This window comes from Pseudonocardia sp. ICBG1142, from assembly GCF_020496255.1.
Classification (GTDB): Bacteria; Actinomycetota; Actinomycetes; order Mycobacteriales; family Pseudonocardiaceae; genus Pseudonocardia.
The window spans coordinates 1,884,175-1,909,262 of sequence record NZ_JAHLJC010000030.1 but is presented as its reverse complement, the minus strand read 5'-3'; the positions used below and the strand labels follow the sequence as shown (position 1 = coordinate 1,909,262).

Genomic DNA, 25,088 nt, shown 5'->3' with positions numbered 1-25,088 from the left:
GGACGGGCCGCCGTGTGTCGTGCGGGGTGCCTACAGGCCGAGCTCGGCCTCGAAGGCGCCCTCCTCCAGACGGGCCTTCACCGCGGACAGGAAGCGGCCGGCGTCGGCGCCGTCGACCAGGCGGTGGTCGTAGGTCATCGGCAGGAAGCACACCGAGCGGACGGCGATGACGTCGTCGCCCTCGGGGCCGGTGACGACCTTCGGCTCCTTCGAGATCGCGCCGGTGCCCAGGATGGCGACCTGGGGCTGGTTGATGATCGGCGTGTCGAACAGCGCGCCGGCGGACCCGATGTTCGTGATCGTGAAGGTGCCGCCGGACAGCTCGTCCGGGCCGATCTTCGAGGCCCGGGTGCGGGCCGCGACGTCGGCGATCTTCTTGGCGATCCCGGCCAGCGACAGGTCGTCGGCGTCCTTGATCACCGGGACGAGCAGGCCGCGCGGGGTGTCCACGGCGATGCCCATGTGGACCGAGCCGTGGTAGGTGACCTGCTTGTTGTCCTCGGAGATGGAGGCGTTCAGCGACGGGTACGCCTTGAGTGCCTCGATGGTCGCCTTGGCGATGAAGGCCAGGAAGGTGAGGTTGGCGCCCTCGCGGCGCTTGAAGTCTTCCTTGACCCGGTTCCGCAGCTTGACGATGCGGGTGAGGTCGACCTCCTGGACGGTGGTCAGCTGCGCCGAGGTGGCGAGCGACTCGTTCATCCGCTGCGCGATGACCTGGCGCAGGCGCGGGAGCTTGACCGTGGTGCCCGGCTCCGGCGCGTCGTCCGCGCGGGTCGGGACGGCCTGCGGCGTCTTCGGCGCGCCACCGGAGGCGGGCTGCCCAGCCGGGGCGGACGCGGCGGCCGGCGTCTCCTTCGCGGGGGCCTTCGCCTGCTCGGCGGCGGCGAGGACGTCCTGCTTGCGGATTCGGCCGCCGACGCCGGAGCCGGTGACCGAGTCGAGGTCGACGCCGTGCTCCTGGGCCAGCTTGCGCACCAGCGGGGTCACGTAGGGCTTCTCGCCCGAAGAGCCGTTCGAGGAGGGTTCGATGCTCCCGGTGGGGGAGTCCTCGGAGCCGGCCGGGGCCTTCTCCTGCTTCTCCTCGGCCTTGGGGTGCTCGGCCTTCGGCTCGGCCTTCGGCTCGGCCTTCGGCTCGGCCTTCGGCTCGGCCTTCGGCTCGGCCTTCGGCTCGGCCTTCGGCTCGGCCTTCGGCTCGGCCTTCGGCTCGGCCTTCGGAGCCTCCTTCTTCGGCTCCTCCTTCTTCTCGGGCGCCTTCTCCTGCTTCGGCGCCTCGTCCTGCGCCGGGGCGGCGGAGCCGTCGCCGACCAGCGCGAGCTGCGCGCCGACCTCGACGGTCTCGTCCTCGGCGACGGTGTGCTCGAGCACGGTGCCCGCGACCGGCGAGGGGATCTCGGTGTCGACCTTGTCGGTGGAGACCTCGAGCAGCGGCTCGTCGACCTCGACGGCGTCGCCGACCTGCTTGAGCCAGCGGGTCACGGTGCCCTCGGTGACCGACTCACCGAGCTCGGGCATCGTCACCGGGGTGCCGGAGCCCCCACCGGACGACGAGCCACCGGAGGACGGCTTCGGGGCCTCCTCCTCGGCCTGCTCGGGCTCGGTCTCCGCGGGCTCCTCGGCCTTCTCGGAGGAGGCCTGCTCGGAGGACGAGTCGGAACCGGCGCCGTCGGCCTCGTCGGCGTCGCCGATCACGGCGAGCTCACCGCCGACCTCGACGGTGTCGTCCTCGCCCGCGATGATGCGCTTCAGCACGCCCGCGGCGGGCGACGGGATCTCCGTGTCGACCTTGTCGGTCGAGACCTCGAGCAACGGCTCGTCGACCTCGACGGTGTCGCCCTCGGCCTTGAGCCAGCGGGTGACGGTGCCCTCGGTGACACTCTCGCCCAGGGCGGGCATCTCAACGGTGACGGCCATGTCGGGTGGAGCTCCTCTTGTTCCGCGTGGGTGTTCGGGTCGTGGGGGCCGGGATCAGCCGTGGGTGTGCAGCGGTCTCCCGGCCAGTGCGAGGTGGGCCTCTCCGAGGGCCTCGCTCTGCGTGGGATGGGCGTGGATCAGGGCGGCGACGTCGGTGGGCAGAGCCTCCCAGTTGTAGACCAGTTGCGCTTCCCCGACGAGCTCCCCGATCCGGGAGCCCACCATGTGTACGCCGAGGATGCGTCCGCCCTGTCCGGCGGGTCCCTGGGCGACGAGCTTGACCGCCCCGGAGGTCTTCAGGATCTGCGACTTCCCGTTGCCCGCCAGGTCGTAGGTCAGGGTGTGCACCTCGCCGTGGCGGTCCCGCGCGGCCTGCTCGGCCAGCCCGACCGAGGCGACCTCGGGGTCGCAGTAGGTGACGCGCGGGATGCCGTCGTCGGTGACCGGGCGGGGCGCCAGCCCCGCGACGTCCTCGGCGACGAAGATCCCGTGGGCGAAGCCGCGGTGGGCGAGCTGCAGGCCGGGGGTGACGTCCCCGACGGCGTACACGCCGTCGAGGTTGGTGCGCAGCCGCTCGTCGACGGTCACGAATCCGCCGTCCATCGCGACGCCGGCCTCGGCGAAGCCGTGACCGGTGGTGTTGGGGCCGCGGCCGACCGCGACCAGCAGCAGGTCGGCCTCGATCTCCTCACCGGACTCCAGCGACACGGTGACGGTGTCGCCGCTGCGGGTCGCCGTCGCGAGCCGCACCCCGGTGCGGGTGGTGATCCGGCGACGCCGGAACGCCCGCGCGAGCTGGGTCGAGCAGAACTCGTCCTCGTTGGGCACGAGCCGCGGCAGCGCCTCGACGACCGTGACCTCGGCCCCGAACGAGCGCCAGACGCTGGCGAACTCGACGCCGATCACGCCGCCGCCGAGCACCACGACCCGGCGCGGGGCCTCGTCGAGGGAGATCGCGGCGTCGGAGGTGACGATGCGGTCGTCGAGCTCCAGGCCGGGCAGCGACCGGGCGTAGGAGCCGGTGGCGAGCACGACGTGGCGGCCGGTGATCCGCTCGTCGCCCCCCCGGACGGTGCCGGGGCCCTCCAGGGTGCCCGCGCCGGGCACCACGGTGATCCCGCGGGAGGCGACCAGGCCCTGCAGTCCCGTGTACAGCCGGGAGACCACGCCGTCCTTGTAGGCGTTCACCCCGGCCATGTCGACGCCGTCGAAGGTGGACCGGACGCCGACCTGCGCGCCGTCCCGGGCGTGGTCGGCCACCTCGGCCGCGTGCAGCAGTGCCTTGGTCGGGATGCAGCCGCGGTGCAGACAGGTGCCGCCGAGCTTGTCCTTCTCGACCAGGACCACCGACAGGCCCAGCTCCGCGGCCCGCAGCGCGCAGGCGTAGCCACCGGAGCCGCCACCCAGGATCACCAGGTCGGCGGAACGAGCGCCCGGGTCGGACACCGATCAGCTCCCTCCGGGGGTCACCGCCGGTGGACCGGCTCCGCCGGACGGGACCCCGCTACGCGGCGACCATCTTGTCATCCGGTCGCGGCTGCGCCACTGGGGTGTCGGGAGCAAAACGGTGATCCCGTTCGTTGGGCACCTGGAGCTACCGTGTCCGGTTCGTAGGGGTGGGACCGGATCGAGGAGAGGATGACGCGCATGGGTCTGCTCGACCTGTTCCGGTCACGGGGACCGTCGGGTGCCAGGTCCGGCCGGGGATCCGGCTCCGGGGGGAGGCGTGGCGCGTACGCGGAGGGGGAGGCGCACCTGCGTGCGTGGTCGGCCGCCCGGATCGGGGTCGAGGCCTTCGTCGAGCCCCGCACCACGGTGACGGAGACGACCGTGGTCTTCGTCGCGCACGACGGCGAGTGGACCCGCAGGCGGGTCGCGAGCCCGAACGCGGCGAAGAAGCTGGCCCGGTCGCTGCAGATGCCGATCTACGACGTGCAGCTCGTCGGCTACCCGAACCGGATGCGCGAGCACGACGCCCGCGACCGCGTCCTGCGCAAGCGCGAGCGCCAGGAGCGGATGCTGCGCGAGCTGCGGGCGAAGGACCGCGACGCCTGACAGTGCGGATGTAGGTGGGCCCCGGGTCAGGGGCGCAGTGAGCGGGCGCGTCGCTCGCCGAGCGCGCGCATCGCGGGCTCCAGGCGCAGCGCGGGCCCGGGGGCCAGCGCGGTGAGCCGCAGCAGCGCACCCCGCCAGGCGGGCAGCGTCCGGTAGACCCGGCCGGTCCCGAACATCCCGACCAGCGCCGTCGCGACCAGCGCCGTCGCGACCTGCTCGGGGGTGACCAGCACCCCGGACCGCACGAGCGCCTGGCCCTGGCCGCCGGGCGTCATCGACCGCAGCAGCTCGGTGTTCACCCCGTCCGGGCACACCGCGTGCACCCCGATGCCCTCCCGGCGCACCTCCGAGGCCAGCGCGGACACCAGCGACAGCGCGCCTGCCTTCGACGCCGCGTACACCGACAGTCCCGGTACCGGCCCGAGGCCGGACAGCGACACGGTCACGCCGATCTCGCCGCCCCGGGTGGTCCCCGCGTCGGCCTGCTCGCGGAACGCGGTCACCGCGGCCCGGGCACCCCAGATCGGGCCCAGCAGGTTGACCTCGACCAGCGCGCGGGCCCGGTCCTCGGCGATGTCGGTGACGGTGCCGTCGAACCCGACGCCGGCGTTGCTCACCCAGGCGCCCAGCGGCGCGAGCTCGCGGGCCCGGGCCACCGCCGCCGCGGACGCCGCGGGGTCGGTGACGTCGCAGGCGGTGCCGGCGGCCGCCCCGATCCGGGCCGCGGTGGCCCGTGCCGCTGCCTCGTCGAGGTCGGTGACCAGCACCCGGTAGCCGCGCCCGACGAGCTCCCGGGCGATCTGCTCGCCGATGCCGCGGGCCGCGCCGGTGACCACCGCGGAGCGGGGCGAGTGCGCGGGGACCTCGTGTCGACGACGCTGCCGGCTCATGCGCGGCAGTATGCCCTACCCGCGGGTAACCCCCGGCCCGGTGTCGCGGCCGGTGCCCGTCAGGGCCAGACTCCGGACCCGTGACCGCCGCGATGCACCTGCCCCGCTTCCTCGTCCGCCAGCGGATCACCCTCGGCGTGAACCGCTACGACGTGCACGCCGCGAACCCCGACGGCAGCGCGGGGGCGCTCATGGCGTTCGCCCAGCAGAAGCGGTTCGCCTTCAAGGAGCAGGTCACCTTCTGGTCCGACGACAGCCGCTCCCGCGCGGTGTTCTCCTTCCGCGCCCGCCAACGCCTCGACGTCCGCGCCGAGCACGACGTGTTCGACGAGCACGGCCAGGTGATCGGCACCTTCGGCAAGCGGTTCGGGGCGAGCCTGCTGCGCTCGACCTGGACGCTGACCGCGCCCGGGATCGCCGCGACCGGACGCGAACGCAGCCTGGGCGTCGCGCTGCTGCGCCGGGTCGCGGAGAACCTGCCGCTGCCGTACCACTTCGACGTCACCGACGACGCCGACGGCACCCTGCTGATGAGCAGCGACCGGCGGTGGTCGCTGCGCGACTCCTACGACGTCGCCGTCCCGGACCCGCGCGTCGATTTCCGCCTGGCCGCCGCGTTCGCCGTCGCGCTGGACGCGTTGCAGGAACGCTGAGGCCGGTCAGCCGTTCGCGGCCACGTCCTCCAGGAACGCCAGCAGGGTGCGCACCGGGACACCGGTGCCGCCCTTGGTGGTGTAGGCGCGCGGCCCGCCGGTGTTGAACGACGGCCCGGCGATGTCGATGTGCGCCCACGGCAGCCCGGCGGGCACGAACTCCTTGAGGAACACCCCGGCCAGCAGCATCCCGGCGAACCGCTGTCCGCTGACGTTGCTGATGTCGGCCACCCGCGAGTCCAGGTCGCTGCGCAGGTACTCCGGCAGCGGCATCGCCCAGGCGTCCTCGCCGGTGGCGGCACCGTGCGCGGCGACCCGGTCGCGCAGCTCGTCCGACCCCATCACCCCGGCGGTGCGCATGCCGAGCGCGACGAGCTGCGCGCCGGTCAGCGTCGAGGTCTCCACCAGGTAGTCGGGGCCGTCCTGGGCGGCGCGGACGATCGCGTCGGCGAGGATCAGCCGTCCCTCGGCGTCGGTGTTGAGCACCTCGACGGTGGTGCCGCCGAACATGGTCAGCACGTCGCCGGGCTTGTACGCCGTCGACGACGGCATGTTCTCCGCCATCGGCACGGTCGCGGTCACGGTGACCGGCAGCTCCAGCTTCGCGGCCAGCACGACGGTCGCGACGACCGCGGCCGCCCCGCCCATGTCCGAGGTCATGTCGGCCATGCCGGCGTTGGGCTTGAGCGAGATGCCGCCGGTGTCGAAGGTGATGCCCTTGCCGACGAGCGCGACCCGCTTCGGCGGGGCGGCGCCGCCGTTCCAGGTCAGGCGGACCAGCCGCGGCGGGTTCGCCGACCCCTTCCCGACGCCGGTGATGCCGCCGTAGCCGTTCTCCCGCAGCTGCGCGTCGTCGAGGACCTCGGTGACCAGGCCGGCACGCTCGCCGAGGGCGACCGCGTGCGCCGCGAAGGTCTCCGGGACCAGCACGTTCGGCGCGGTGTTGACCAGGTCCCGCGCGGTGACGACGGCCTCGGCGACCAGCGTCGCCCGCTGCACGGACCGGTCGTCGGTGCCGGTGAACGACCAGCTGCCGACCGGGGCGGCCGCGGCGTCGGTCGAGGTCCGGTGCCGGTCGAAGCGGTAGCCGCCCAGGACGGCGCCGACGACCGCGGCCTCGGCGTCGACCGCGGACAGCGTGCTCAGCGCCGAGCCGGTCCCGGCCAGCGCGCGGGCGGCGGCACCGGCGCCGCGCCGGACCGCCTCGGACGCTTTCGGTCCCTCGGCCGGGCGGCCCAGACCGACCGCGACCAGCCGTGGCGCGGACAGCGCTCCGCGGGTCGGCAGCGAGACGACCTGCTCGGCCTTGCCGGTCGCGCCGACGGTGGTGAGCAGCTCCAGCAGCTCCCCGGAGTACGCGGCGTCGACGCCGTCGGCGCCCGCGGCCAGGGCCGGGCCGGTGCCGTCGGCGGCGTCGGCCGCGGGGGCGTACAGACCGACCACGACGGCGTCGACGACCGCCTCCGTCTCGGCACCGCTGTGCGCGGCGGTCTGGGGGAGGGTCGGGACGTCGATCGGCACGGGTGGCACTCCTCGGGTCGGACGGGAACGGTGGGTATCGGACGAGTGGTTCCGCCTCGCCCGATCTCACCCTGCGTGGCCGGTGCGCGTGTCCTGTGCGCCGGGCGGGTGGGGAGCCGGGTGGCGGGCGGGACGACGAGACCGGACCGAGATGGTAATGACACCCCCGCGGCGCCGCGCGGCACAGGGGTGGATGGGAAGGTGAACGGGTGCCTCGCCCCCCCGTACCGGATGCCGACCGTGACCGCGGTCGTCGTCGCCCTCGCGGCGACGTTCGGTACCGGGCTGTACGCCGCACTCGGGCCCGCTGCGGCGTCGGCGGGCACCTGGTTCCCGCTCGGGGTGCTGCTCGCCGCGCTGCTCGCGCTCGGCGTCGTCGCCTCGACCGCGCACCTGTCGCTCGCCCGCCCGGCCGGTCCGGAGCTGGCCCGCGGTGACCTGCCCGCCCCGGCGCTGCGGCTCGGGGCGGTCGCGCGGGTGACCTCGCGGGTCGCCGCCGGGTCGGCGGCGGCACTGGTGTTCGGTGCCTACGTGCTGCCCACCCAGCCGGTGACGATCGCGGTGGTGGCGGTGCTCGCCGTCGTCGCGGTGAACGCCTTCGGGGTGCGGATCTCGCACGGCGCCGCGCGCGGTCTGGTGGTGGGCACGCTGCTCGCCCTGACCGTCGCGATCGCGGTGGGCCTGAGCTCGGAGGGGCCGCAGGCGGTGCTGTCCTCGGCGATGCCCGCCGCGGCGACCGGGGCCGGCATCGCCGGCGACGGCGCCGGGACGCCCGACGACCCGGCCGTCGCCACGCTGCAGGCCGCGATCGAACCGGGCCCGCTCGGGGTGCTCGCGGCCGCCGGGTTCGTCTTCCTCGCCTTCACCGGTCTGTCGCGCGTCGCCGAGCTCGGTGGCAGCCTGCGGGACCCGGTGCGGGCGATCCGCCGGGCCCCCGCGCTCGCGGTCATGATCACGACGCTGCTGCTGCTCCTGCTGTCGGCGGCGCTGCTGCGCGGGCTCGGGGCGTCCGGGCTGGCGTCGGCGTCGGCTCCGCTGGCCGCACTGATGGACACCAGCAGCAGCGCCCAGGTCGGGGTGCTGGTGCGGATCGGGGCCGCCGCCGCCACGATCGCCGCGCTGCTCGGTGCGCTCTCGCGGGCCGCGGCCGGGGCCGCCCGGCTGTCCCGCGAGGGGGAGCTGCCCGCGTTCCTGGGGCGGGGCGGGTCGCGTGGCACGCCGTGGGTGGCCGACCTGACGCTGGGGGCGCTGACCCTGGCGATGACCCTGCTGCTGTCCGCGACGACGGCGATCGTGGTCACCGTGGTCGCGGCCCTGGTCCACCACGCGGTGGTGCACGCCGCGGTGCTCCGGCTGCCGGGGCGCCCGGTGCGGGCGGCGGTCGTCGCCGTCGCCGGTGGGGTGGGGTGCCTGGTCGTCGCCGCGGCGATGCCGCTGTGGCCGCTGCTCGCGACGGTCGGGGCGCTCGCCGCGGGCTGGCTGCTCTGCGCGGTCACCGCGCGCTCCCGTGCCCGTGCCGCGGACGAGGAACCCGTGCGCCGCACCGATCCCGAGGAGCAGGCGGCCTGAGGCCGATAGGGTCGGGCGCGTGACCGACGAGCTCCTGCCCAGCCCACTGCACGACCGGCACGTCGCCCTCGACGCCACCCTCGGCGAGTTCGGGGGATGGTCGATGCCGATCTCCTACCCGGGCGGCACCGTCGCCGAGCACACCTCGGTCCGGGAGACGGCGGGACTGTTCGACGTCAGCCACCTCGGGACCGTCCCGGTCACCGGGCCGGGGGCGGCCGCGCACCTGAACGCCTGCCTCACCAACGACCTCGGCCGCATCGGCCCGGGCCGGGCCCAGTACACCCTGGCCTGCGACGCCCGCGGCGGCGTCGAGGACGACATGATCGTGTACCTGGCGGCCGACGACGACCTGCTGCTCGTCCCGAACGCCGCGAACTCCACCCGGATCGTCTCCGCGCTCGCCGCCGACGCCCCGCCCGGGGTCGTGATCACCGACCGGCACCGCGAGCTCGCGGTGCTCGCGGTGCAGGGCCCCCGGTCCCGCGAGGCGCTGGTCGCGGCGCTCGGTGCCGCGGGCGACGCCGTCGCCGGGCTGGACTACATGGCCTTCACCGACATCGAGGGCGGCCTGGGCGACGGCGGCGTGCGGATCTGCCGCACCGGCTACACCGGCGAGCTCGGCTACGAGGTCGTCCTCGCCGCCGGGGCCGCCCCCGCGATGTGGGACGCCCTGCTCGACGCCGTCCGCGCGGTCGGCGGCGGGCCCTGCGGGCTCGCCGCGCGGGACACCCTGCGCACCGAGATGGGCTACCCGCTGCACGGCCACGAGCTGTCCACCGAGATCAGCCCGGTCCAGGCCGGGAGCGGCTGGGCGGTCGGCTGGGACAAGCCCGCGTTCTGGGGCCGCGACGCGCTGCTGGCCGAGCGCGCGGCGGGCCCGGCGCGGCGGCTACGTGCGCTGCGGGCGACCGGGCGCGGTGTCCCGCGGGCGGGCATGACCGTCCTGGACGGGGAGGGCGGCAACCCGGTCGGCGTCGTCACCTCCGGGACGTTCTCGCCGACGTTGCGCACCGGCATCGCGCTGGCCCTGGTCGACACCACACCGCAGGTGGCCGTCGGGGACACGCTGGTGATCGACGTCCGGGGCCGTGCGCTGCCGGTGGAGGTCGTGAAGCCGCCCCTGGTGCCCTCGCACGTGCGGTGACCCCGTTCCGATGGTCGGGAATCCGACTGTCTGCCGGATGGACGCCGGGGATACCGTTCGTGTCATGAGCGCGCCGAAGTTCTCCGTGACCCGCAACCCCGCCCCGGCGTCCCCCCAGCGGCGCGCCGACGTACTGGCCGCCCCTGGTTTCGGCCGGTACATGACCGACCACATGGTGACGATCCGGTGGACCGCCGGGACCGGCTGGCACGACCCGGCGGTCGTGCCCTACGGCCCGCTGACACTGGACCCGTCGTCGATGGTCCTGCACTACGGGCAGGAGATCTTCGAGGGGCTCAAGGCCTACCGCCAGCCCGACGGCTCGATCGCCTCGTTCCGCCCCGACGCCAACGCCGCCCGGTTCGCCGGCTCCGCGCGCCGGCTCGCGATGGCAGAGCTCCCCGAGGAGCTGTTCCTCGCCTCGCTGTCCGAGCTGCTCGCCGTGGACTCCGAGTGGGTGCCCGAGGCGGGCGGCGAGGACTCGCTCTACCTGCGGCCCTTCATGATCGCGACCGAGGTCGGGCTGGGGGTGCGGCCGTCGTCGGAGTACCTCTACGCGGTCATCGCCTCGCCCGCCGGGCCGTACTTCGCCGGTGGGGTCCAGCCGATGGACGTGTGGCTGGAGACCGAGTACACCCGCGCCGCGCTCGGCGGCACCGGCACCGCCAAGTGCGGCGGGAACTACGCGGCGTCGCTGCTGCCGCAGTCGGTCGGCGCCCAGCACGGCTGCGCCCAGGTCGCCTACCTCGACGCCGAGGAGCGCCAGTGGATCGACGAGATGGGCTCGAACAACCTGTTCTTCGTCTTCCGCGGCGACGACGGCTCGGTCGAGATCGCGACGCCGGACCTGCGCGGCTCGGTGCTCGCCGGCATCACCCGGGACTCGCTGATCACCGTGGCAGAGGACCTCGGGATGTCCGTGGTCGAGCGCCGCATCTCCGGCCAGGAGTGGCTCGGTGGCGCCGCGAGCGGCGTGCTGACCGAGGCGTTCGGCTGTGGCACCGCCGCGGTGATCACCCCGATCGGGACGGTCAAGCACAGCGGCGGCGAGGTGACCATCGGCAACGGTGAGCCCGGCCCGGTCACCCTGCAGCTGCGTGACGCGCTGACCGCGATCCAGCGCGGTGCGGCCCCGGACCCGCACGGCTGGATGCACACGCTGGTGCCGGCCTCCGCGTCGGTCTGAGACGCGCAGTCGGGCGGCGCGGTCTAGTGGTGGGGCCGTGCCCGGGGCACGGTTCCGCCGCCGACCTCCTTGACGATCCGGATCACCGGCGCCGTCTCGACGTGGGCGACGGACGGCAGCGTCGCGACCTGCTCGGTCAGATATCGGTAGACCCCCTGCTGGTCGGCGCAGAGCACCGTGGCGCACAGGTTCGTCGGGCCCGTGGTGGCGGCGGCGAAGGCGACCTCGGCGTGCCCGGCGAGGGCCTCGCCGACGGGAGCGAGGTCTGCCGGCGGTACCGAGAACCAGCACAGGGTGCGCACACCGCGGCCGAACAGGCGCGGGTCGACATCGAGATCGAGATGAACCGCTCCGCGGCGACGTAGCTCGTGCAGCCTGCGACGCACGGTCGAGGCGGACCAGCCGGTGCGTGCGGCCAGCTGCTCGTAGGTGCTGCGTCCGTCGTCGGCCAGTGCGGCGACGAGCTCGCGGTCGCCGTCGTCGAGGCGGACGGGCCCGCCCGGTCCGTCCGGCGGTGCGGGTCGCAGGCGGGCGGCGGCAGCCGCGTCGAGCGGCCCGAGCTTGGCCACCGGACTCTCCGCGCCGCCGTAGAAGGTGTGCAGCACCGAGTGCGCGCTCACGGCCTCCACCCGTGATGTGCGGGGGAGCCGGTCGAGCAGCAACGTCTCGCTGTCCGTGTCGTGTTCGGCGCGCACTGCGCACACGATCTCGGTACCGCCCGAGGTGAGCATTACCCACGAGGTGTCCGGTCGCCGCGCGAGTGCCTCCGCGACGGCGACGGCGGCGGACGGCGCACAGCGCACGCGCAGGAACCACTCCACGGCGCCGGTCGCGACGGCGGCCGGGCGGCCCACGACCCGGATCGTTCCGGTCGAGCGCAGCCGGGTGTAGCGCCGGGCGACCGTCCGCTCGGAGACCTCCGCCACCTCCGCGATGAGGCTGAACGGGGCCCGGCCGTCGAGCGCCAGCGCGTGCGCCAGCCGACGGTCGATCTCGTCGAAGTCGTCGTCCATCATCTCGGAGCCTACGGCGCCGGAATCCGCCGGATCAGTGCGGTTGAGCGGCGGTGATCACCGAACACGGTGAACAGTCGGCTCGACGCGGACACACCGACCCGAGGAGCTTCCGATGACAGACCCCGTGGACACCGAGGTAGTCGTGGTGGGGGCCGGGCCCACCGGTCTCGTACTGGCCGAGGAGCTGTGTCTCGCGCAGGTGCCGTTCGTCCTGGTCGACCGGTTGGCCGAGCGCAGCACGCTGTCCAAGGCCGGGGGGATCCAGCCCCGCACCCAGGAGGCGCTCGACCAGCGAGGCCTGCTGGAGCCCCTGCTCGCCCAGGACTTCGCCCGGCCGGTCCCGGCCCACTTCGCCGGCATCCGGCTCGACGACCCCGATGAGCGGCTGGCGTGGCGGACCGCGCCGCAGGTGGAGATCGAGAAGCTGCTGGAGGGGCACCTCGCCACGCACGGCGTACGCGCCCGGCGCGAGTGCGAGCTGACGGCGCTCACCCAGGACGACGACGCGGTCACCGCCCTCTGCGCCGACGGCACCACACTGCGCGCACGCTGGCTCGTCGCCGCCGACGGCGGCCGCAGCACCGTGCGCTCCCTTCTCGACGAGCCGTTCCCCGGCACTCCGGGGACGGTGACCGTCGTCGCTGCCGACGTCCGGCTCAGCGGTGAGTACCAGCTCGTCACCCACACCCGTGGCGACGACGGGACCTGGACCGAGATCTTCCCCCTCGGCACCGACCGGCAGGGGCGCCCACTGCACCGCCTGGCCCTGGGCGGGCCACGCTCGCGGCCCCGCGACGTCCCCGTCACCGAGGAGGAGATCCGCGACGGCCTGCGGGCGGTGTACGGGACGGCCGTGGAGCTGCTGGAGACCAGCTACGCCTACCGGATCACCGACGCCGCCCGCCAGGCCGCCCGCTACCGTCACGGACGGGTGTTCCTGGCCGGCGACGCCGCCCACGTCCACCTGCCCCTCGGCGCCCAGGGCATGAACACCGGCATCCAGGACGCGATGAACCTCGGGTGGAAGCTCGGCGCCGCCGTGCACGGCTGGGCCGGGCCCGGACTGCTCGACACCTACCACGACGAGCGCCACCCGGTCGGCGCCGCGGTCCTGCGCAACGTCGCGGCCCAGAGCCTGCTGATGGACTGGGCCGGCACCGGAGCCCCCGGCGTCACGGCGGCCCGGGACCTCGTCGTCGAGCTGGCCGCGCTGCCGGAGGTGCGTCGGAGGCTGACCGAGACGCTCTCCGGCCGGACCGTCCGCTATCCGATGCCCGGCGCGGGAGAGCACCCGCTGGTCGGTCGTCCCGCCCCCGACGTCGACCTCGGTCCGGCCCGGCTCCACGAGCTCCTGCGCGCCGGTCGTGGTGTGCTCGTCGATCCCCGGGGCCACTACGGCGAGCAGGAGCGCCGCTGGAGCGGCCGGATCCAGCGCGCCGGCCGGGGCGCCGACACCGACGCCCTGCTGGTCCGGCCCGACGGCTACGTCTGCTGGGCCGGCGCCCCCTCGACCCTCGACGTCGCCCTCGGCCGCTGGTTCGGGGAACCGCGGTGACCCGCCCGACGGCCCGTCAGCCCGGGAGCGCGGCCGCCAGCACGACGAGGACGGCGGTGCCGCCCACCTCGCAGGCCGCGCCCAGCACGTCGCCGCTCATCCCGCCGAACCGGCGCCGGGTGTGGTGGGCCAGCCCCACCACCAGCAGTGCCGCGAGCAGGACCGCCCCCACCACGGCCGCCGTCGTCACGACGGTGCCCGCCGGACCCGTCGCGGCCAGCGCCACGGTGGCGGCCGAGGCCAGCCCGGCCCACCACAGCGGCGCGACCCACACCGGCTGTGACCCGGCGACCGTCGCACCGAGACCACCCGGGCGCGCGGCGGGCGTGCCGCGGCGCGCCACCCAGCAGAACCCGGCGCGCCCGGTCGCCGCGGCCAGCGCACAGACCACCAGCACGACGACCGGTGGCGCGGCCACCAGCTGGGCGAGTGCCGCGGCGCGGGCGCCCAGCACCACCAGCAGCGTGACGACGGCGAACGGTCCCGCCCCGCCGTCGGCCATGATCCGCAGCGCCCGCTCCGGCGGGCCGTAGCTGCCCAGACCGTCAGCGGTGTCGGCGATGCCGTCGATGTGCATCCCGCGCGTCGCCAGGGCACCCGCCCCGACCGTGAGCAGGCCCGCGACCAGCGGGGACACCCCGGCCGCGACCAGACCGGTGAGCAGCGCCCCGCCCGCGACGCCGAGCCCGGCACCGACCAGCGGCGCCCAGCGCAGCGCGGCCGCGGCGACGCCGTCGGGCAGCGCGCCGTCGTCGGCGGTGCGCACCCGGGCCGGCACGACGGTCAGCCAGCTGACCGCCAGCGCGAGCCCGGCGAGGGGACCCGGCCGGGGTCCGCTCACCGCCCGGCGCCGGCCGCCGCGGTCACGTCGCCCGGCACGACGCCGGTGTCGCGCGCCGTCCCGGTCTCGGCGAGCAGCCGCGCCGCGGTCACCAGCAGCGGCAGCGCCGTCACCGCGGCGGTGCCGTCCTCGGTGCGCACCGCCAGGTCCAGCAGCGGCACCAGCGACAGGTGCTCCAGGACGAGTGTCGCGGCCGGCTCGGTCGACGGCTGCGCCGCGACCCACCAGTCCTTCGCCCCGGGGGCCAGCTCGTCGGCCAGCAGCGCCGCCGCGCCGACCGCCAGACCGTCGAGCACCGCGGGCACCTTCCGCTCCGCGGCCCGGGCGAGGAAACCGGCGAGCACGATCAGGTCCGTGCCGCCGACGGTGCGCAGCAGCGCCAGCGGATCGCGCAGGTGCGGACGCGCCCGGCGCAGCGCGTCGCGGATCGCGACGGCCTTGCGCATCCAGGCGCGGTCGTCGATCCCCGACGCCCGCCCCACGACGGCGACCGGCTCGGCCCCGGTCACGGCCGCGACCAGCGTCGCGGCCGGGGTCGTGACGCCGACGGCGAGCGTCGCCGGGATCAGCAGGTCCGCCCCGGCGTCGATCTCGGCGTCGGCCAGCCGGCGCCCGGTCAGCCACGCGGTGGTGGCGCGCTCACCGTCGAGGGCGTCCTCGCGGTCGATCCGGCCGGTGCCGTGGGCGACGAGCCAGCCCGGTTCGGCACCCTCGGCCCCGGACACCAGCCCGACGTCGACGACCCGCACGGTCGCCCCGGCGGCCCGCGCGGCGACGGTCACCGGCAGCCGTCCGGCCGCGGCGGCGGTCGCCCGCACCGCGGACACCTCGGGCGGGTAGGCCGAGACACCGTTCGCGGCGATGCCGTGGTCGGCGGCGAGCAGCACCACCCGGGCGTGCACCGGGGCCTGCGGCGGGCAGACGCCCTGGCAGGAGGCCAGCCACACACCCAGCTCACCCAGCCTGCCGAGCCCACCGGTGGGCATCGCGAGCCCGTCCACCAGCGCGACGGCCTCGCGGCGGCTGCGGGAGTCCGGCCGCCCGACGGTGACCGGGACGATCTCGACGTCGGACTCCGACACCGAGTCGGGCGTCGGCGCGGCCCCGGCGACGGCGCCCGCGGCGGCTCCGGTCGCGGGGACGACCGCACCCGGCACCCCGGCCGGGGTGCCGGCGACGTCGCCGGCGGGATCCGCGACCTCCGCCCCGGCGGCCCCGGCAACGGGGACCTCGGGCTCCGGGGTCTCTGCTGCCGGGGTCTCTGCCGCCGGCGTGCCTGCCGCCGGAATGTCGCCGGTCGGGACACCGGACACCGGACCCGCGGAGGCCGGGGCCGCCGCGTCCGAGGACCCGGCCGGAACCTCGGTGACCGGGGCCGGAGCGACGGCCGGAGTCCCGGCGGTGCGACCCGGGGGCAGCGCGAGCGCCCGCCCGGCCACCACCAGCACGACGTCGTCGCACACCCGCGCGACGGCGGCGTTCAGCTCGCCGAGGCGGTCGCGGAACAGCCGCCCGGCGCGGGTGTCCGGCACCACGCCCAGCCCGGTCTCGGCGGAGACCAGCACCAGCGGCCCGGGCGCGGCGGCGACCGCGGCGACCAACCCGTCGACGGCGGCGTCGACGCCGGCGGGCACGACCGGGGCGGCCCAGGCGCCGGCGTCGTCGAGGACCCCGGTCAGCCAGGTCGCCAGGTCGTCGACCAGCACCGGGCCGGGCCGGGCGAGGGCGGTGGCCAGCTCGGTGCCGACGACCTCCTCGGTGGTCCAGTGCGCGGGGCGCCGGGCGGCGTGCGCGGCGATGCGCGCGTCCCAGTCGGTGTCGCCGGGGATCGGCCGACCGGTCGCCAGGTAGCGGACCGCCGCGTCGCCGGGCAGCCCCTCGAGCAGTTCCTCGGCGTGCCGCGACTTGCCGGAGCGCGTGCCCCCGAGGACGAGTGTCCGCAGTTCGACGGGAGGAGTCACGCCGCACATCGTGTCCTACCGGTCCCCGGTAGCGTCGCGAAGGTGCTCGATCATCTGGTCCTGGCCACCCCCGACGTCGACGACACTGCCGCTGACCTGGCCGGACGTCATCTCCACACGATCGAGGGCGGACCGCACGTCGGTGTCGGCACCCGCAATCGGCTGGCCGGGATCGGGCCGGGCCGCTACCTGGAGGTCGTCGGCCCCGACCCCGCCCAGGACGAGCCGGGCGCACCGCGCCCGTTCCGGATCGACACCCTGACCGCGCCCGCCCTGGTGACCTGGGCGGTGCGCGTCGAGGACCTCGACGCCGCGCTCGCCGCGGCCCGCGCCGCCGGGCACGACCCGGGACCGGCCCGGGACATGTCCCGCAGACGCCCGGACGGCACGCTCCTGGCGTGGCGGCTCGCGTTCCCGCCCGACGACGCGGGCGGGGTGCTGCCGTTCCTCATCGACTGGGGCACCACCCGGCACCCGGCCGCCGACCTCCCGGTCCCGGCGAGCCTGCGGACGCTGCGCCTGACCCACCCGGAGCCGGAGCGGGTGACCGCGCTGCTCGACGCGCTCGGCGCGGGCGGGGAGGCCGAGGTCGTCGCGGGGGAGACGCCGTCGCTGCAGGCCGTCCTGGACCTGCCCGGCGGGCCGCTCGTGCTCTGAGAGCAGGGGCCCGCCGGGACCGTGTCAGACCGTGTCGCCGCGCTTGACGCGCGGCTTGGGCACCCGCATCCGTCGCGGCTGGGTGGCGCGGGAGAACGCGTACCACCCGGTGCCGAGGCCCTTGATCTCCTCGTCGGGGAACTTCGCGCGGGCCTTCTTCAGGACCTGCATGCCCAGCAGCGTGCCCTCGACGACCATCACGATCAGCATCAGGAACGTGAACAGCGTGACGTACTGCTGGATCATCGGGTTCTGGATCAGCGCCGCGACCAGCACGAGCGCGGCCAGCGGCAGGAACAGCCCGATGACGTGCGGGCGCGAGTCGACGATGTCACGCACGTACGCCCGCACCTTGCCGCGGTCACGGGGGAGCAGCACGCGGTCGTCACCGGCGTCCATCCGCTTGCGGCGCTCCAGCGCCTTCGCCCGGCGCTCGTCCTTCGACGGCCGGGTGGCGCGGGCCAGCTTCGCGGCCTCCCGCTGGGTGCGCGGCGGGGGCGGCGCGGGGCCGCGCCGCCTGCCTTCGGCGTCACGGCGCTTCGGTGTCGCCCGGCCCTTGCCGGGGGTGGTGCGGGGACGCGAGCGGGTCGCGCCCTCGTCCTCCGTCTCCGCAGCGTCCGTGTCCGCCGGGGACTCGACGGCCGACTGACCGGCCTGGTCGGAACTCTCGGAGCGGCGCAGGAACCTCACAGGAGCTCACAATACGGGCCGCCGCTAGCCTGCCCCGCATGCGCATCGTGGTGGCTCCCGACTCGTTCGGCGGAACGCTGAGCGCACGGGAGGCGGCCGAGGCGATCGCCGCGGGCTGGCGTCGCGGGGTGCCCGGCGCCGACGTCGCGATCGTCCCCCTCGCCGACGGCGGCACCGGCTTCGCGGAGGTGTTGCACACCGCGCTCGGTGGGACCCTGCACGAGCAGGAGGTCACCGGTCCGCTCGGCGACCCGGTGACCGGGTCCTGGCTGCGCGTCGGGGACACGGCCTACCTGGAGTGCGCCTCGGCGTGCGGCCTGCACCACGTCCCGCGCGAGGACCGGATCCCCGGGGTCGCCCGCACCGCGACGACCTCCGGGGTGGGGGAGCTGCTCGCCGCCGCCCGGGACGCCGGGGTCACCACCGCCGTCGTGGGGCTGGGCGGGTCCGCCACCACCGACGGCGGCGCCGGCCTGCTGGCCGCCCTCGGCGCCGTCCCCGTCGACGAGGACGGTCTCCCGCTCCCACCCGGCGGCGCGTCCCTGGACTGCTGTGCCCGCCTCGACGGGACACCCGACCTGGGTGGGGTGACCCTGGTCGCGGCGAGCGACGTCGACAACCCGCTGCTCGGACCGCACGGCGCCGCCGCGGTGTTCGGCCCGCAGAAGGGCGCCGACGACGCCGCGGTCACCGAGCTGGACCGCGCGCTGACCGTGTTCGCCGGGGTGCTCGCCGGCCTGGCCGGGCGCGAGGTGCGCGACCTGCCCTCGGCGGGGGCGGCGGGTGGTCTCGGTGCCGCGCTGCTCGCCCTCGGCGCGCGGGTCGAGTCCGGTGCCGGGCTGGTCCGCGACCTGGTCGGGCTCGACGCCGAGCTGGACGCCGCCGACGTCGCGGTGACCGGGGAGGGCAGCTTCGACTGGCAGTCGCTGCGCGGCAAGCTCGTCACCGCGGTCGCCCGGGGCGCGGCCGAGCGCGGCACGCCGTGCGTGGTGCTGGCCGGTCAGGTGAGCGTCGGGCGCCGGGAGGCCGCCGCGGCGGGGGTCGACGCCGCGTTCGGGGTGGCCGAGGAGTTCGGGCTGGAGGCCTCGCTGGCCGACCCGGCCGGGACCCTCGCCGACCTGGCCGAACGTGTCGCCCCGCGCTGGAGCCGGTGATCCCCGTCACCCTCCCGGCGACGAATCGCACGGTCTCCGCGCGGATGCGGACCTGCGGGACGTCGTACTATGGATTCCGACGCCCGGTGGGAACAGGGCGGACCACGCACGTTGTTGGGAGAGTCATGACCGTTGACAACACCGTGAACGCGGGCGCGACCACGGAGCAGACGCACGGCGTGGAGCTGACCGACTCCGCTGCCGTCAAGGCGCGCACCCTGCTCGAGCAGGAGGGCCGTGACGACATGCACCTGCGCATCGCCGTGCAGCCCGGTGGCTGCGCCGGCCTGCGCTACCAGCTCTTCTTCGACGACCGGTCGCTCGACGGTGACCTCTTCCGTGACTTCCACGGTCTCAAGGTCGGCGTCGACCGGATGAGCGCCCCGTACCTGCAGGGCGCCACGATCGACTTCGTCGACACCATCGAGAAGCAGGGCTTCACGATCGACAACCCGAACGCGGGCGGCTCCTGCGCCTGTGGCGACAGCTTCAACTGACGTCGCACGACAGCACCTCCGAAGGGCCCCGCCGGTGATCTCCGGCGGGGCCCTTCGGCTCGGGTGACGTAGGCTCCCCCGTGTGCCTATTGCCGTGACGGGGTCGATCGCCTCCGACAATCTCATGCACTTCCCCGGGAAGTTCTCCGAGCAGATCCTGGCCGAGCAGCTCGACCGGATCTCGGTCAGCTTCCTGGTCGACGACCTGACGATCCGCCGGGGCGGCGTGGCCGGCAACATCGCCTTCGCGCTCGGTGTGCTCGGCCAGAACCCGGTGCTGATCGGCGCCGTCGGCGCCGACTTCGCCGAGTACCGGAAGGTTCTCGACGACCTCGGTGTCGACACCTCCGGGGTGCACACCCACGACGACGTCCACACCGCCCGCTTCGTCTGCACCACCGACGACGACATGCGGCAGATCGCGTCCTTCTACACCGGCGCGATGGCCAAGTCGAAGGAGATCGAGCTCGCCCCGATCGCCGAGCGCGTCGGCGGGTTCGACCTGGTGCTCATCGGCGCCAGCGACCCCGACGCGATGCTGCGCCACACCGACGAGTGCCGCGAGAAGGGCTACCCCTTCCTCGCCGATCCGTCCCAGCAGCTGGCCCGCATGGAGGGTCCCGAGGTGAAGCGCCTCATCGAGGGCGCCACCTACCTGGTCACCAACGACTACGAGTTCGAGCTGCTGCTCAAGAAGACCGGCTGGACCGCCGAGGAGATCGGCGCCAAGGTCGGTACCCGGATCACCACCTTCGGCGAGCGGGGTGCGCTGATCGTCGAGGCCGACGGCACCGAGACCCGGATCGACGTCGTCCCGCCGACCGAGCTGGTCGACCCGACCGGTGTCGGTGACGCCTGGCGCGCCGGGTTCCTCACCGCGCTCGGCGCCGGGCTGTCGCTGGAGCGCTCGGCCCAGCTGGGCGCGCTCATCGCGACCTACGTCCTGGAGTCCGACGGCCCGCAGGAGTGGACCTGGGACCGCGACGCCGCCCTCATCCGGCTGCGCGACGCGTTCGGTGACGCCGCCGCCGACGAGATCCGGGCCGTCCTGCCCGGCTGACCCCGCCGTAGTAGCCGAACGGGCCGGCACCCCCAGGGGTGCCGGCCCGTCGTCGTGCGGGGACCGCTCAGATCTTGACCGGGTAGGTCGGGGTCGGGACCTCGGGAACGATCCGCTTCTCGACGAAGATCCCGTGCCACAGCAGGAAGACCAGCACCGCCCAGATCCGGCGGGAGTGGTCGACCGGGCCCTCGCGGTGCGCGTCGAGCATGCGGTGCACGGCCTGCAGGTCGATCAGGTGCCCGGCCCCGGAGTTCTGCAGGATGTCGCGCGCCCAGGCGTACATCTCGTCGCGCAGCCAGTGCCGGATCGGCACCGGGAAGCCCAGCTTCGGCCGGTTCAGCACGTGCGGCGGGATGATGCCCTCGCAGGCCCGGCGCAGCGCGTACTTCGTGGTGCCGTTCGAGCCGTGGGTGATCTTCTGCGACTGCGGCAGCGACGAGGCGATGTCGAAGACCTCGGGGTCGAGGAACGGCACCCGCAGCTCCAGCGAGTGCGCCATCGTCATCTTGTCGGCCTTGACCAGGATGTCGCCACGCAGCCAGGTGAACAGGTCCACGTGCTGCATCCGGGCGACCGGGTCCCAGTCGTGGCTGGCGAAGTAGTGCGGCGCCGTCACGTCCTGGTGCGACACCCGCGGGTCGTAGCCGCGCAGGACCTCGTGGAGCTGGTCGTCACGGAAGATGCGGGCGTTGCCGTAGTAGCGCTGCTCCATCGAGAGCGACCCGCGGCGCAGCAGGTCCTTGCCCCGCATGCCCTCGGGCATCTTGCGCGAGGCCCGGCGCATGAGCGGCTTGAGCGTGCCGGGGACCTTCTCGAACGGTGACAGCGACAGCGGCTCGCGGTAGATCGAGTAGCCGCCGAACAGCTCGTCGGCGCCCTCGCCGGACAGGACGACCTTGACGTGCTGGCGGGCCTCGCGGGCGATGAACCACAGCGGGACCAGCGCCGGGTCGGCGCCCGGGTCGTCGAGGTACCAGATGATGAGCGGCAGGGCCTCCATCATCTCGTCCGGCTTGACGGTGCGCACCACGTGCCGCACGCCGATCGCCGCGGCGGACTCGGCGGCCACGTCGACCTCGGAGTAGCCCTCGCGCTCGAACCCGGTGGTGAAGGTGATCAGGTTCGGGTTGTGCTCCTTGGCCAGCGCCGCGATCGCGGTGGAGTCGATCCCGCCGGACAGGAACGCGCCGACGGTGACGTCGGCCCGCATGTGCTTGGCGACCGAGTCGCGCAGCACGTCGGCGATCTCGCCGTGCACGATCGCCTCCGCCTCGGCGCTGGCCGGGGCGTGGCTGGGCAGCGAGATGAACTTCGGCGCGAAGTAGCGCTGGTGCAGCGGCTCCTCGCCGGGGCGCACGGTGACGTGCGTGCCGGACTCGACGCGCGAGATCATCCGGTGCAGCGACATCGGCTCGGGCACGTACTGCAGGGTCAGGTAGTGCTGCAGCGCGGCCGGCTCCAGGTCGAGCCCGATCTCGAGCTCACCGGCCAGGGACAGCAGCGACTTCTTCTCGCTGGCGAACGCGGTGCCGACCGGGGTGGTGGCCAGGAAGAGCGGCTTGATGCCGAACGGGTCGCGGGCCAGGAACAGCTCGCGCTCCACGACGTCCCAGATGGCGAAGGCGAACATGCCGCGCAGGCGCTGCACGGCGTCGGGGCCCCAGTAGTGGAACGCCGCGACGATGACCTCGCCGTCGCCGTCGGTGGCGAAGGCCGCGTCGTAGGTCTCGATCAGCTCCTCACGGAGCTCGAGGTAGTTGTAGATCTCGCCGTTGAAGACGATCGTGTAGCGGGTGTCCTCTCCCGGCACCGGCCCCCAGTGCAGGGGTTGGTGGGAATGGTCGACGTCGATGATCGACAGCCGGTTGAACCCCAGGACGAGGTCGTGGTCGTTCCACGTCTCGCTCTCGTCGGGTCCCCGGTGCCGCGCACAGCGCAGCCCGTCGGCGATCGGGTCGACCCGGGTCGCGGCGTCCGCCCCGGCGGTCAGCAATCCCAGCAGTCCGCACACACCGGTCAGTATGCCGAGTCAGCCGGACGGGTCTCGCGCGCCCCGGTGCGAAACGGTCTTCCCGCTGAGAGACTGCCGGTTTCCCCTGCGGCGGTGACGACGTTCACGCGCCGGCCGGGAACCCCCGGGGGGCGCGGCCCGACCGGGGTTCGTCTAGGCTCTACGCGAGGTCGAAGACGGTGCTCCATACGGGTGGCACAAGATCCCCTTCGGCCGCGGTGTCGTGACGGCGGAGCAAGGAAGAACGTGCTGGCAGTGCGGCGTACGCAGGAGACGACAGGAAGGCGGCGTGCAGTGGCCCGAACCGAAGGCCGCTCCCGGATCGCCCGGGCGGCGAAGGTGGCCGTGGTCGGCCTGCTGGCGGCGCCGGCTCTGGCCGGTTGCTCGGTCCAGGAGGTCATCCGGTTCGGGTGGCCCGAGGGGGTGACCCCCGAAGCCGAGTCGATGCGCCACCTGTGGACCTGGTCCGCGATCGCGGCGCTGATCGTCGGTGTCATCACCTGGGGCGCGATGTTCTGGGCGATGATCCTGCACCGCAAGCGCAAGGACGACGACGGCTCGCTGCCGCGCCAGACGCAGTACAACCTGCCGGTCGAGCTCGTCTTCACCGCCATCCCGACAGTCATCGTCGCCGTCCTCTTCGGCTTCACGGTGAACGTGCAGAACTTCGTCGACAAGGAGAACCCGACCGCGGGTGGCCCGGCCGACCTGCGGGTCGACATCGTCGGGTTCCAGTGGAACTGGGAGTTCTCCTACCCCGACGAGGCCGGCCCGGGTGGACGCCCGGTGAGCACGCTGGGCACGAGCGACACGATCCCGATCATGGTCCTCCCGACCGACCGGTCGATCCAGTTCACGCAGCGCTCGCCCGACGTCATCCACTCGTTCTACGTGCCGGAGTTCCTCTTCAAGCGCGACGTCTTCCCGTTCCCGGAGCGGAACGAGCAGGACAACACCTACATCATCGACCGGATCGACCGTGAGGGTGCGTTCGTCGGTCGCTGCGCCGAGCTGTGCGGCACGTACCACTCGCAGATGAACTTCGAGGTGCGTGCCCTGGAGCCCGCGCTGTTCGACCGGTACATCCAGCTCCGCAAGGAGATCAACCCGCAGACCGGGCAGGCCTACTCGACCGGCGAGGCGCTGCAGGCGCTGAACTGCGGCGAGTGGTGCGCGCCGGAGGCGATCAGCACGCAGCCGTTCTCGACCGACCGCGGCCAGCTCGCCGCGCAGGTCACGGGCTGAGGGAGGACGCGCACCCATGAAGATCGAGTCCCGGCTCTTCGAGATCGTCACCGGCTTCTTCATCCTGGTCGCGCTGGCGTACATGTTCATCGCCGGTGAGGTCGTCGGCGTGACCGCGCTGTGGCTGACCGCGGGTCTGTCGCTGATCGTCGGCACGTACTTCCGGTTCGTCTCGCGCCGTCTGGAGGAGCGTCCCGAGGACAACCCCGAGGCTGAGGTGTCCGACGGCGCCGGTGAGGTGGGCTTCTTCTCGCCCGGCAGCTACTGGCCCCTGGGTCTGGCCGCCGCGGCGGCGTTCGCTGCGCTGGGTGTGGCGTTCTGGTACGCCTGGATGATCGTCGTCGGCATGACGCTGGTGCTGATCGCCGTCGGTGGGCTGGTGTTCGAGTACCACCGGGGTCCCGCCGCCCACTGATCCACCGCACCGTACGAACGGCCCCGCCCGGGAATCCCGGGCGGGGCCGTTCGTCGTTGGCCGGGGCCTCAGCTCGTCGGCTGTGCCGTGGTGGCCCTGGTGTAGTGCCGCTCGATGTCCTCGACGAGCGTGGGGCCCTCCGGCTGCCAGCCGAGCAGCGCCCGGGTCCGGTCGCTGAGGGCGACGACGTCGAGCGCGGCGAAGGCGCCCAGGTGGCCGAAGTGCTCCGGCTGCACCTCCCGCACCGGCACGTCGAGCCCGCGGCCGATCGCGCCGGCGATCTCGCGCATCGGTACGCCCTGCTCGCCCGCGGCGTGCAGCACCGTCCCGGCCGGGGCGGACTCGCAGGCCAGTCGGAACAGCCGTGCCGCGTCGGTGACGTGCACGGCGGGCCAGTGGTTGCTCCCGTCGCCGACCTGGCCGCTGATCCCGGTCCGGCGTGCGGTCTCGACGAGCACGGACACGAAGCCGGTGTCGCCCGCGCCGTGCACGGTGGGGGCGAGCCGCACGCTCGCCGAGCGCACGTCCGCCGAGGCGAGGGCCAGGACGTCCCGCTCGGTGGCCATGCGGTGCGCCGCCGGGCTGTCGGCGGCGGGCGGGTCGTCCTCGGTGACGGGCGTGCCGGAATGGTGTCCGGCCAGTCCGGAGGCGATGACGAGCGGACGGCCGGTGCCCTTCAGCGGTGCGGCGAGTGCGGCGACGGCCGCCCGGTCCGCGGCGACCGCGGCGGGGAAGTCGCCACCGAAGGCCAGGTCGTGCTTGAAGGCGAGGTGGACGACGCCGTCGACCTGCGCGGCCGTGGCGGACAGCAGGTCGAGGTCGTCCAGGTCGCCCCGGACGACCTCGGCTCCCGCGGAGTCGAGAGCGGCAGCGCCGGCGTCGGACCGGGACAGTCCGACGACGCGGTGGCCCGCCCCGAGGAGCTCGGGGACGAGGGCGGAGCCGATCCAGCCGGTCGCCCCGGTGACGAGGATGCGCATGTGGTGCCTCCGTGAGTGATGACGACCAGGTGATGTCACCTGATGACATCACCGTACACCGGGATGACACG

Annotated in this window: 22 protein-coding genes; 12 read left to right on the top strand and 10 right to left on the bottom strand. The window is 74.4% G+C overall.

The genetic code is table 11. From position 1 onward, the window contains the following. Positions 1–30 precede the first annotated feature (30 nt). Both sucB and lpdA read right to left on the bottom strand, forming a co-directional pair. Entirely contained in the window at positions 31–1,911 is a 1,881-nt protein-coding gene (sucB, locus tag KPL59_RS23295) for a 2-oxoglutarate dehydrogenase, E2 component, dihydrolipoamide succinyltransferase (RefSeq protein WP_226361959.1), read from the bottom strand. Between the two features lie 54 nt (positions 1,912–1,965). Further along, positions 1,966–3,357, bottom strand: a complete 1,392-nt coding sequence (lpdA, locus tag KPL59_RS23290) for a dihydrolipoyl dehydrogenase (RefSeq protein ID WP_226361958.1) — start codon at positions 3,355–3,357, stop codon at positions 1,966–1,968. 201 nt (positions 3,358–3,558) lie between these two features. On the opposite strand from lpdA, the gene KPL59_RS23285 reads away from it, so the two are divergent. Beyond that, positions 3,559–3,966, top strand: coding sequence for an oxidoreductase (locus tag KPL59_RS23285; protein ID WP_226361957.1), 408 nt, complete (start codon positions 3,559–3,561; stop codon positions 3,964–3,966). A gap of 26 nt (positions 3,967–3,992) precedes the next feature. Here KPL59_RS23285 and KPL59_RS23280 read toward each other — a convergent pair whose 3' ends face one another. Continuing rightward, on the bottom strand, positions 3,993–4,856 hold the full coding sequence (locus tag KPL59_RS23280) for an SDR family oxidoreductase (RefSeq protein WP_226361956.1): 864 nt from the start codon (positions 4,854–4,856) through the stop codon (positions 3,993–3,995). An 80-nt stretch (positions 4,857–4,936) separates the two neighbouring features. On the opposite strand from KPL59_RS23280, the gene KPL59_RS23275 reads away from it, so the two are divergent. Continuing rightward, positions 4,937–5,509: a hypothetical protein gene (locus KPL59_RS23275; RefSeq protein ID WP_226352067.1), complete on the top strand. Its 573-nt coding sequence runs from the start codon at positions 4,937–4,939 to the stop codon at positions 5,507–5,509. Between the two features lie 6 nt (positions 5,510–5,515). Here the strand turns inward: KPL59_RS23275 and KPL59_RS23270 are convergent, their stop codons facing one another. After that, complete coding sequence (locus KPL59_RS23270) at positions 5,516–7,024, bottom strand: leucyl aminopeptidase (protein ID WP_374111664.1); 1,509 nt, start codon at positions 7,022–7,024, stop codon at positions 5,516–5,518. A gap of 207 nt (positions 7,025–7,231) precedes the next feature. On the opposite strand from KPL59_RS23270, the gene KPL59_RS23265 reads away from it, so the two are divergent. From KPL59_RS23265 to KPL59_RS23255, 3 genes are all read left to right on the top strand, one after another. After that, positions 7,232–8,599, top strand: coding sequence for a hypothetical protein (locus KPL59_RS23265; RefSeq protein WP_226361954.1), 1,368 nt, complete (start codon positions 7,232–7,234; stop codon positions 8,597–8,599). Positions 8,600–8,618: 19 nt separating this feature from the next. After that, positions 8,619–9,746, top strand: a complete 1,128-nt coding sequence (gcvT, locus tag KPL59_RS23260; RefSeq protein WP_226361953.1) for a glycine cleavage system aminomethyltransferase GcvT — start codon at positions 8,619–8,621, stop codon at positions 9,744–9,746. 64 nt (positions 9,747–9,810) lie between these two features. After that, entirely contained in the window at positions 9,811–10,932 is a 1,122-nt protein-coding gene (locus KPL59_RS23255) for a branched-chain amino acid aminotransferase (protein ID WP_226352063.1), read from the top strand. Positions 10,933–10,955: 23 nt separating this feature from the next. Here the strand turns inward: KPL59_RS23255 and KPL59_RS23250 are convergent, their stop codons facing one another. Further along, positions 10,956–11,945, bottom strand: coding sequence for an Lrp/AsnC family transcriptional regulator (locus tag KPL59_RS23250; protein ID WP_226352062.1), 990 nt, complete (start codon positions 11,943–11,945; stop codon positions 10,956–10,958). Between the two features lie 115 nt (positions 11,946–12,060). Between KPL59_RS23250 and KPL59_RS23245 the strand changes: the two genes are divergently transcribed. Continuing rightward, positions 12,061–13,503, top strand: a complete 1,443-nt coding sequence (locus tag KPL59_RS23245; RefSeq protein ID WP_226352061.1) for an FAD-dependent monooxygenase — start codon at positions 12,061–12,063, stop codon at positions 13,501–13,503. Between the two features lie 16 nt (positions 13,504–13,519). Here the strand turns inward: KPL59_RS23245 and KPL59_RS23240 are convergent, their stop codons facing one another. Continuing rightward, entirely contained in the window at positions 13,520–14,344 is an 825-nt protein-coding gene (locus KPL59_RS23240) for an adenosylcobinamide-GDP ribazoletransferase (RefSeq protein WP_226361952.1), read from the bottom strand. Then, positions 14,341–16,305, bottom strand: coding sequence for a bifunctional adenosylcobinamide kinase/adenosylcobinamide-phosphate guanylyltransferase (locus KPL59_RS23235; RefSeq protein ID WP_308187933.1), 1,965 nt, complete (start codon positions 16,303–16,305; stop codon positions 14,341–14,343). The genes KPL59_RS23240 and KPL59_RS23235 overlap by 4 nt, the downstream gene beginning before the upstream one ends. Positions 16,306–16,347: 42 nt before the next feature. On the opposite strand from KPL59_RS23235, the gene KPL59_RS23225 reads away from it, so the two are divergent. Further along, a complete protein-coding gene (locus KPL59_RS23225; RefSeq protein WP_075307055.1) occupies positions 16,348–16,962 on the top strand; it encodes a VOC family protein in 615 nt (204 codons plus the stop codon). A 24-nt stretch (positions 16,963–16,986) separates the two neighbouring features. On the opposite strand, the gene KPL59_RS23220 is transcribed toward KPL59_RS23225, so the two are convergent. After that, positions 16,987–17,652, bottom strand: coding sequence for a DUF3043 domain-containing protein (locus KPL59_RS23220; RefSeq protein ID WP_226361951.1), 666 nt, complete (start codon positions 17,650–17,652; stop codon positions 16,987–16,989). Between the two features lie 38 nt (positions 17,653–17,690). Here KPL59_RS23220 and KPL59_RS23215 point away from each other — a divergent pair, with 38 nt between their 5' ends. The 3 genes from KPL59_RS23215 (at position 17,691) to KPL59_RS23205 (ending at position 20,363) form a co-directional block, all read left to right on the top strand. Next, the gene (locus KPL59_RS23215) at positions 17,691–18,806 is read left to right on the top strand and encodes a glycerate kinase (protein WP_226361950.1); all 1,116 of its coding nucleotides are present in this window, start codon (positions 17,691–17,693) and stop codon (positions 18,804–18,806) included. A 125-nt stretch (positions 18,807–18,931) separates the two neighbouring features. Continuing rightward, a complete protein-coding gene (locus tag KPL59_RS23210) occupies positions 18,932–19,303 on the top strand; it encodes an iron-sulfur cluster assembly accessory protein (protein WP_020628305.1) in 372 nt (123 codons plus the stop codon). A gap of 124 nt (positions 19,304–19,427) precedes the next feature. Then, positions 19,428–20,363, top strand: coding sequence for a carbohydrate kinase family protein (locus KPL59_RS23205; protein WP_145981599.1), 936 nt, complete (start codon positions 19,428–19,430; stop codon positions 20,361–20,363). A 67-nt stretch (positions 20,364–20,430) separates the two neighbouring features. On the opposite strand, the gene asnB is transcribed toward KPL59_RS23205, so the two are convergent. Then, positions 20,431–22,377 (bottom strand): asparagine synthase (glutamine-hydrolyzing), encoded by a 1,947-nt coding sequence (gene asnB / locus KPL59_RS23200; RefSeq protein WP_226361949.1) that lies wholly within the window; start codon positions 22,375–22,377, stop codon positions 20,431–20,433. A 294-nt stretch (positions 22,378–22,671) separates the two neighbouring features. On the opposite strand from asnB, the gene KPL59_RS23195 reads away from it, so the two are divergent. Then, complete coding sequence (locus KPL59_RS23195) at positions 22,672–23,622, top strand: cytochrome c oxidase subunit II (protein ID WP_020628302.1); 951 nt, start codon at positions 22,672–22,674, stop codon at positions 23,620–23,622. Positions 23,623–23,638: 16 nt separating this feature from the next. Further along, positions 23,639–24,037, top strand: coding sequence for a cytochrome c oxidase subunit 4 (locus KPL59_RS23190; RefSeq protein WP_226361948.1), 399 nt, complete (start codon positions 23,639–23,641; stop codon positions 24,035–24,037). A gap of 68 nt (positions 24,038–24,105) precedes the next feature. Here KPL59_RS23190 and KPL59_RS23185 read toward each other — a convergent pair whose 3' ends face one another. Further along, the gene (locus KPL59_RS23185; protein WP_226361947.1) at positions 24,106–25,017 is read right to left on the bottom strand and encodes an SDR family oxidoreductase; all 912 of its coding nucleotides are present in this window, start codon (positions 25,015–25,017) and stop codon (positions 24,106–24,108) included. Between the last annotated feature and the right edge of the window lie 71 nt (positions 25,018–25,088).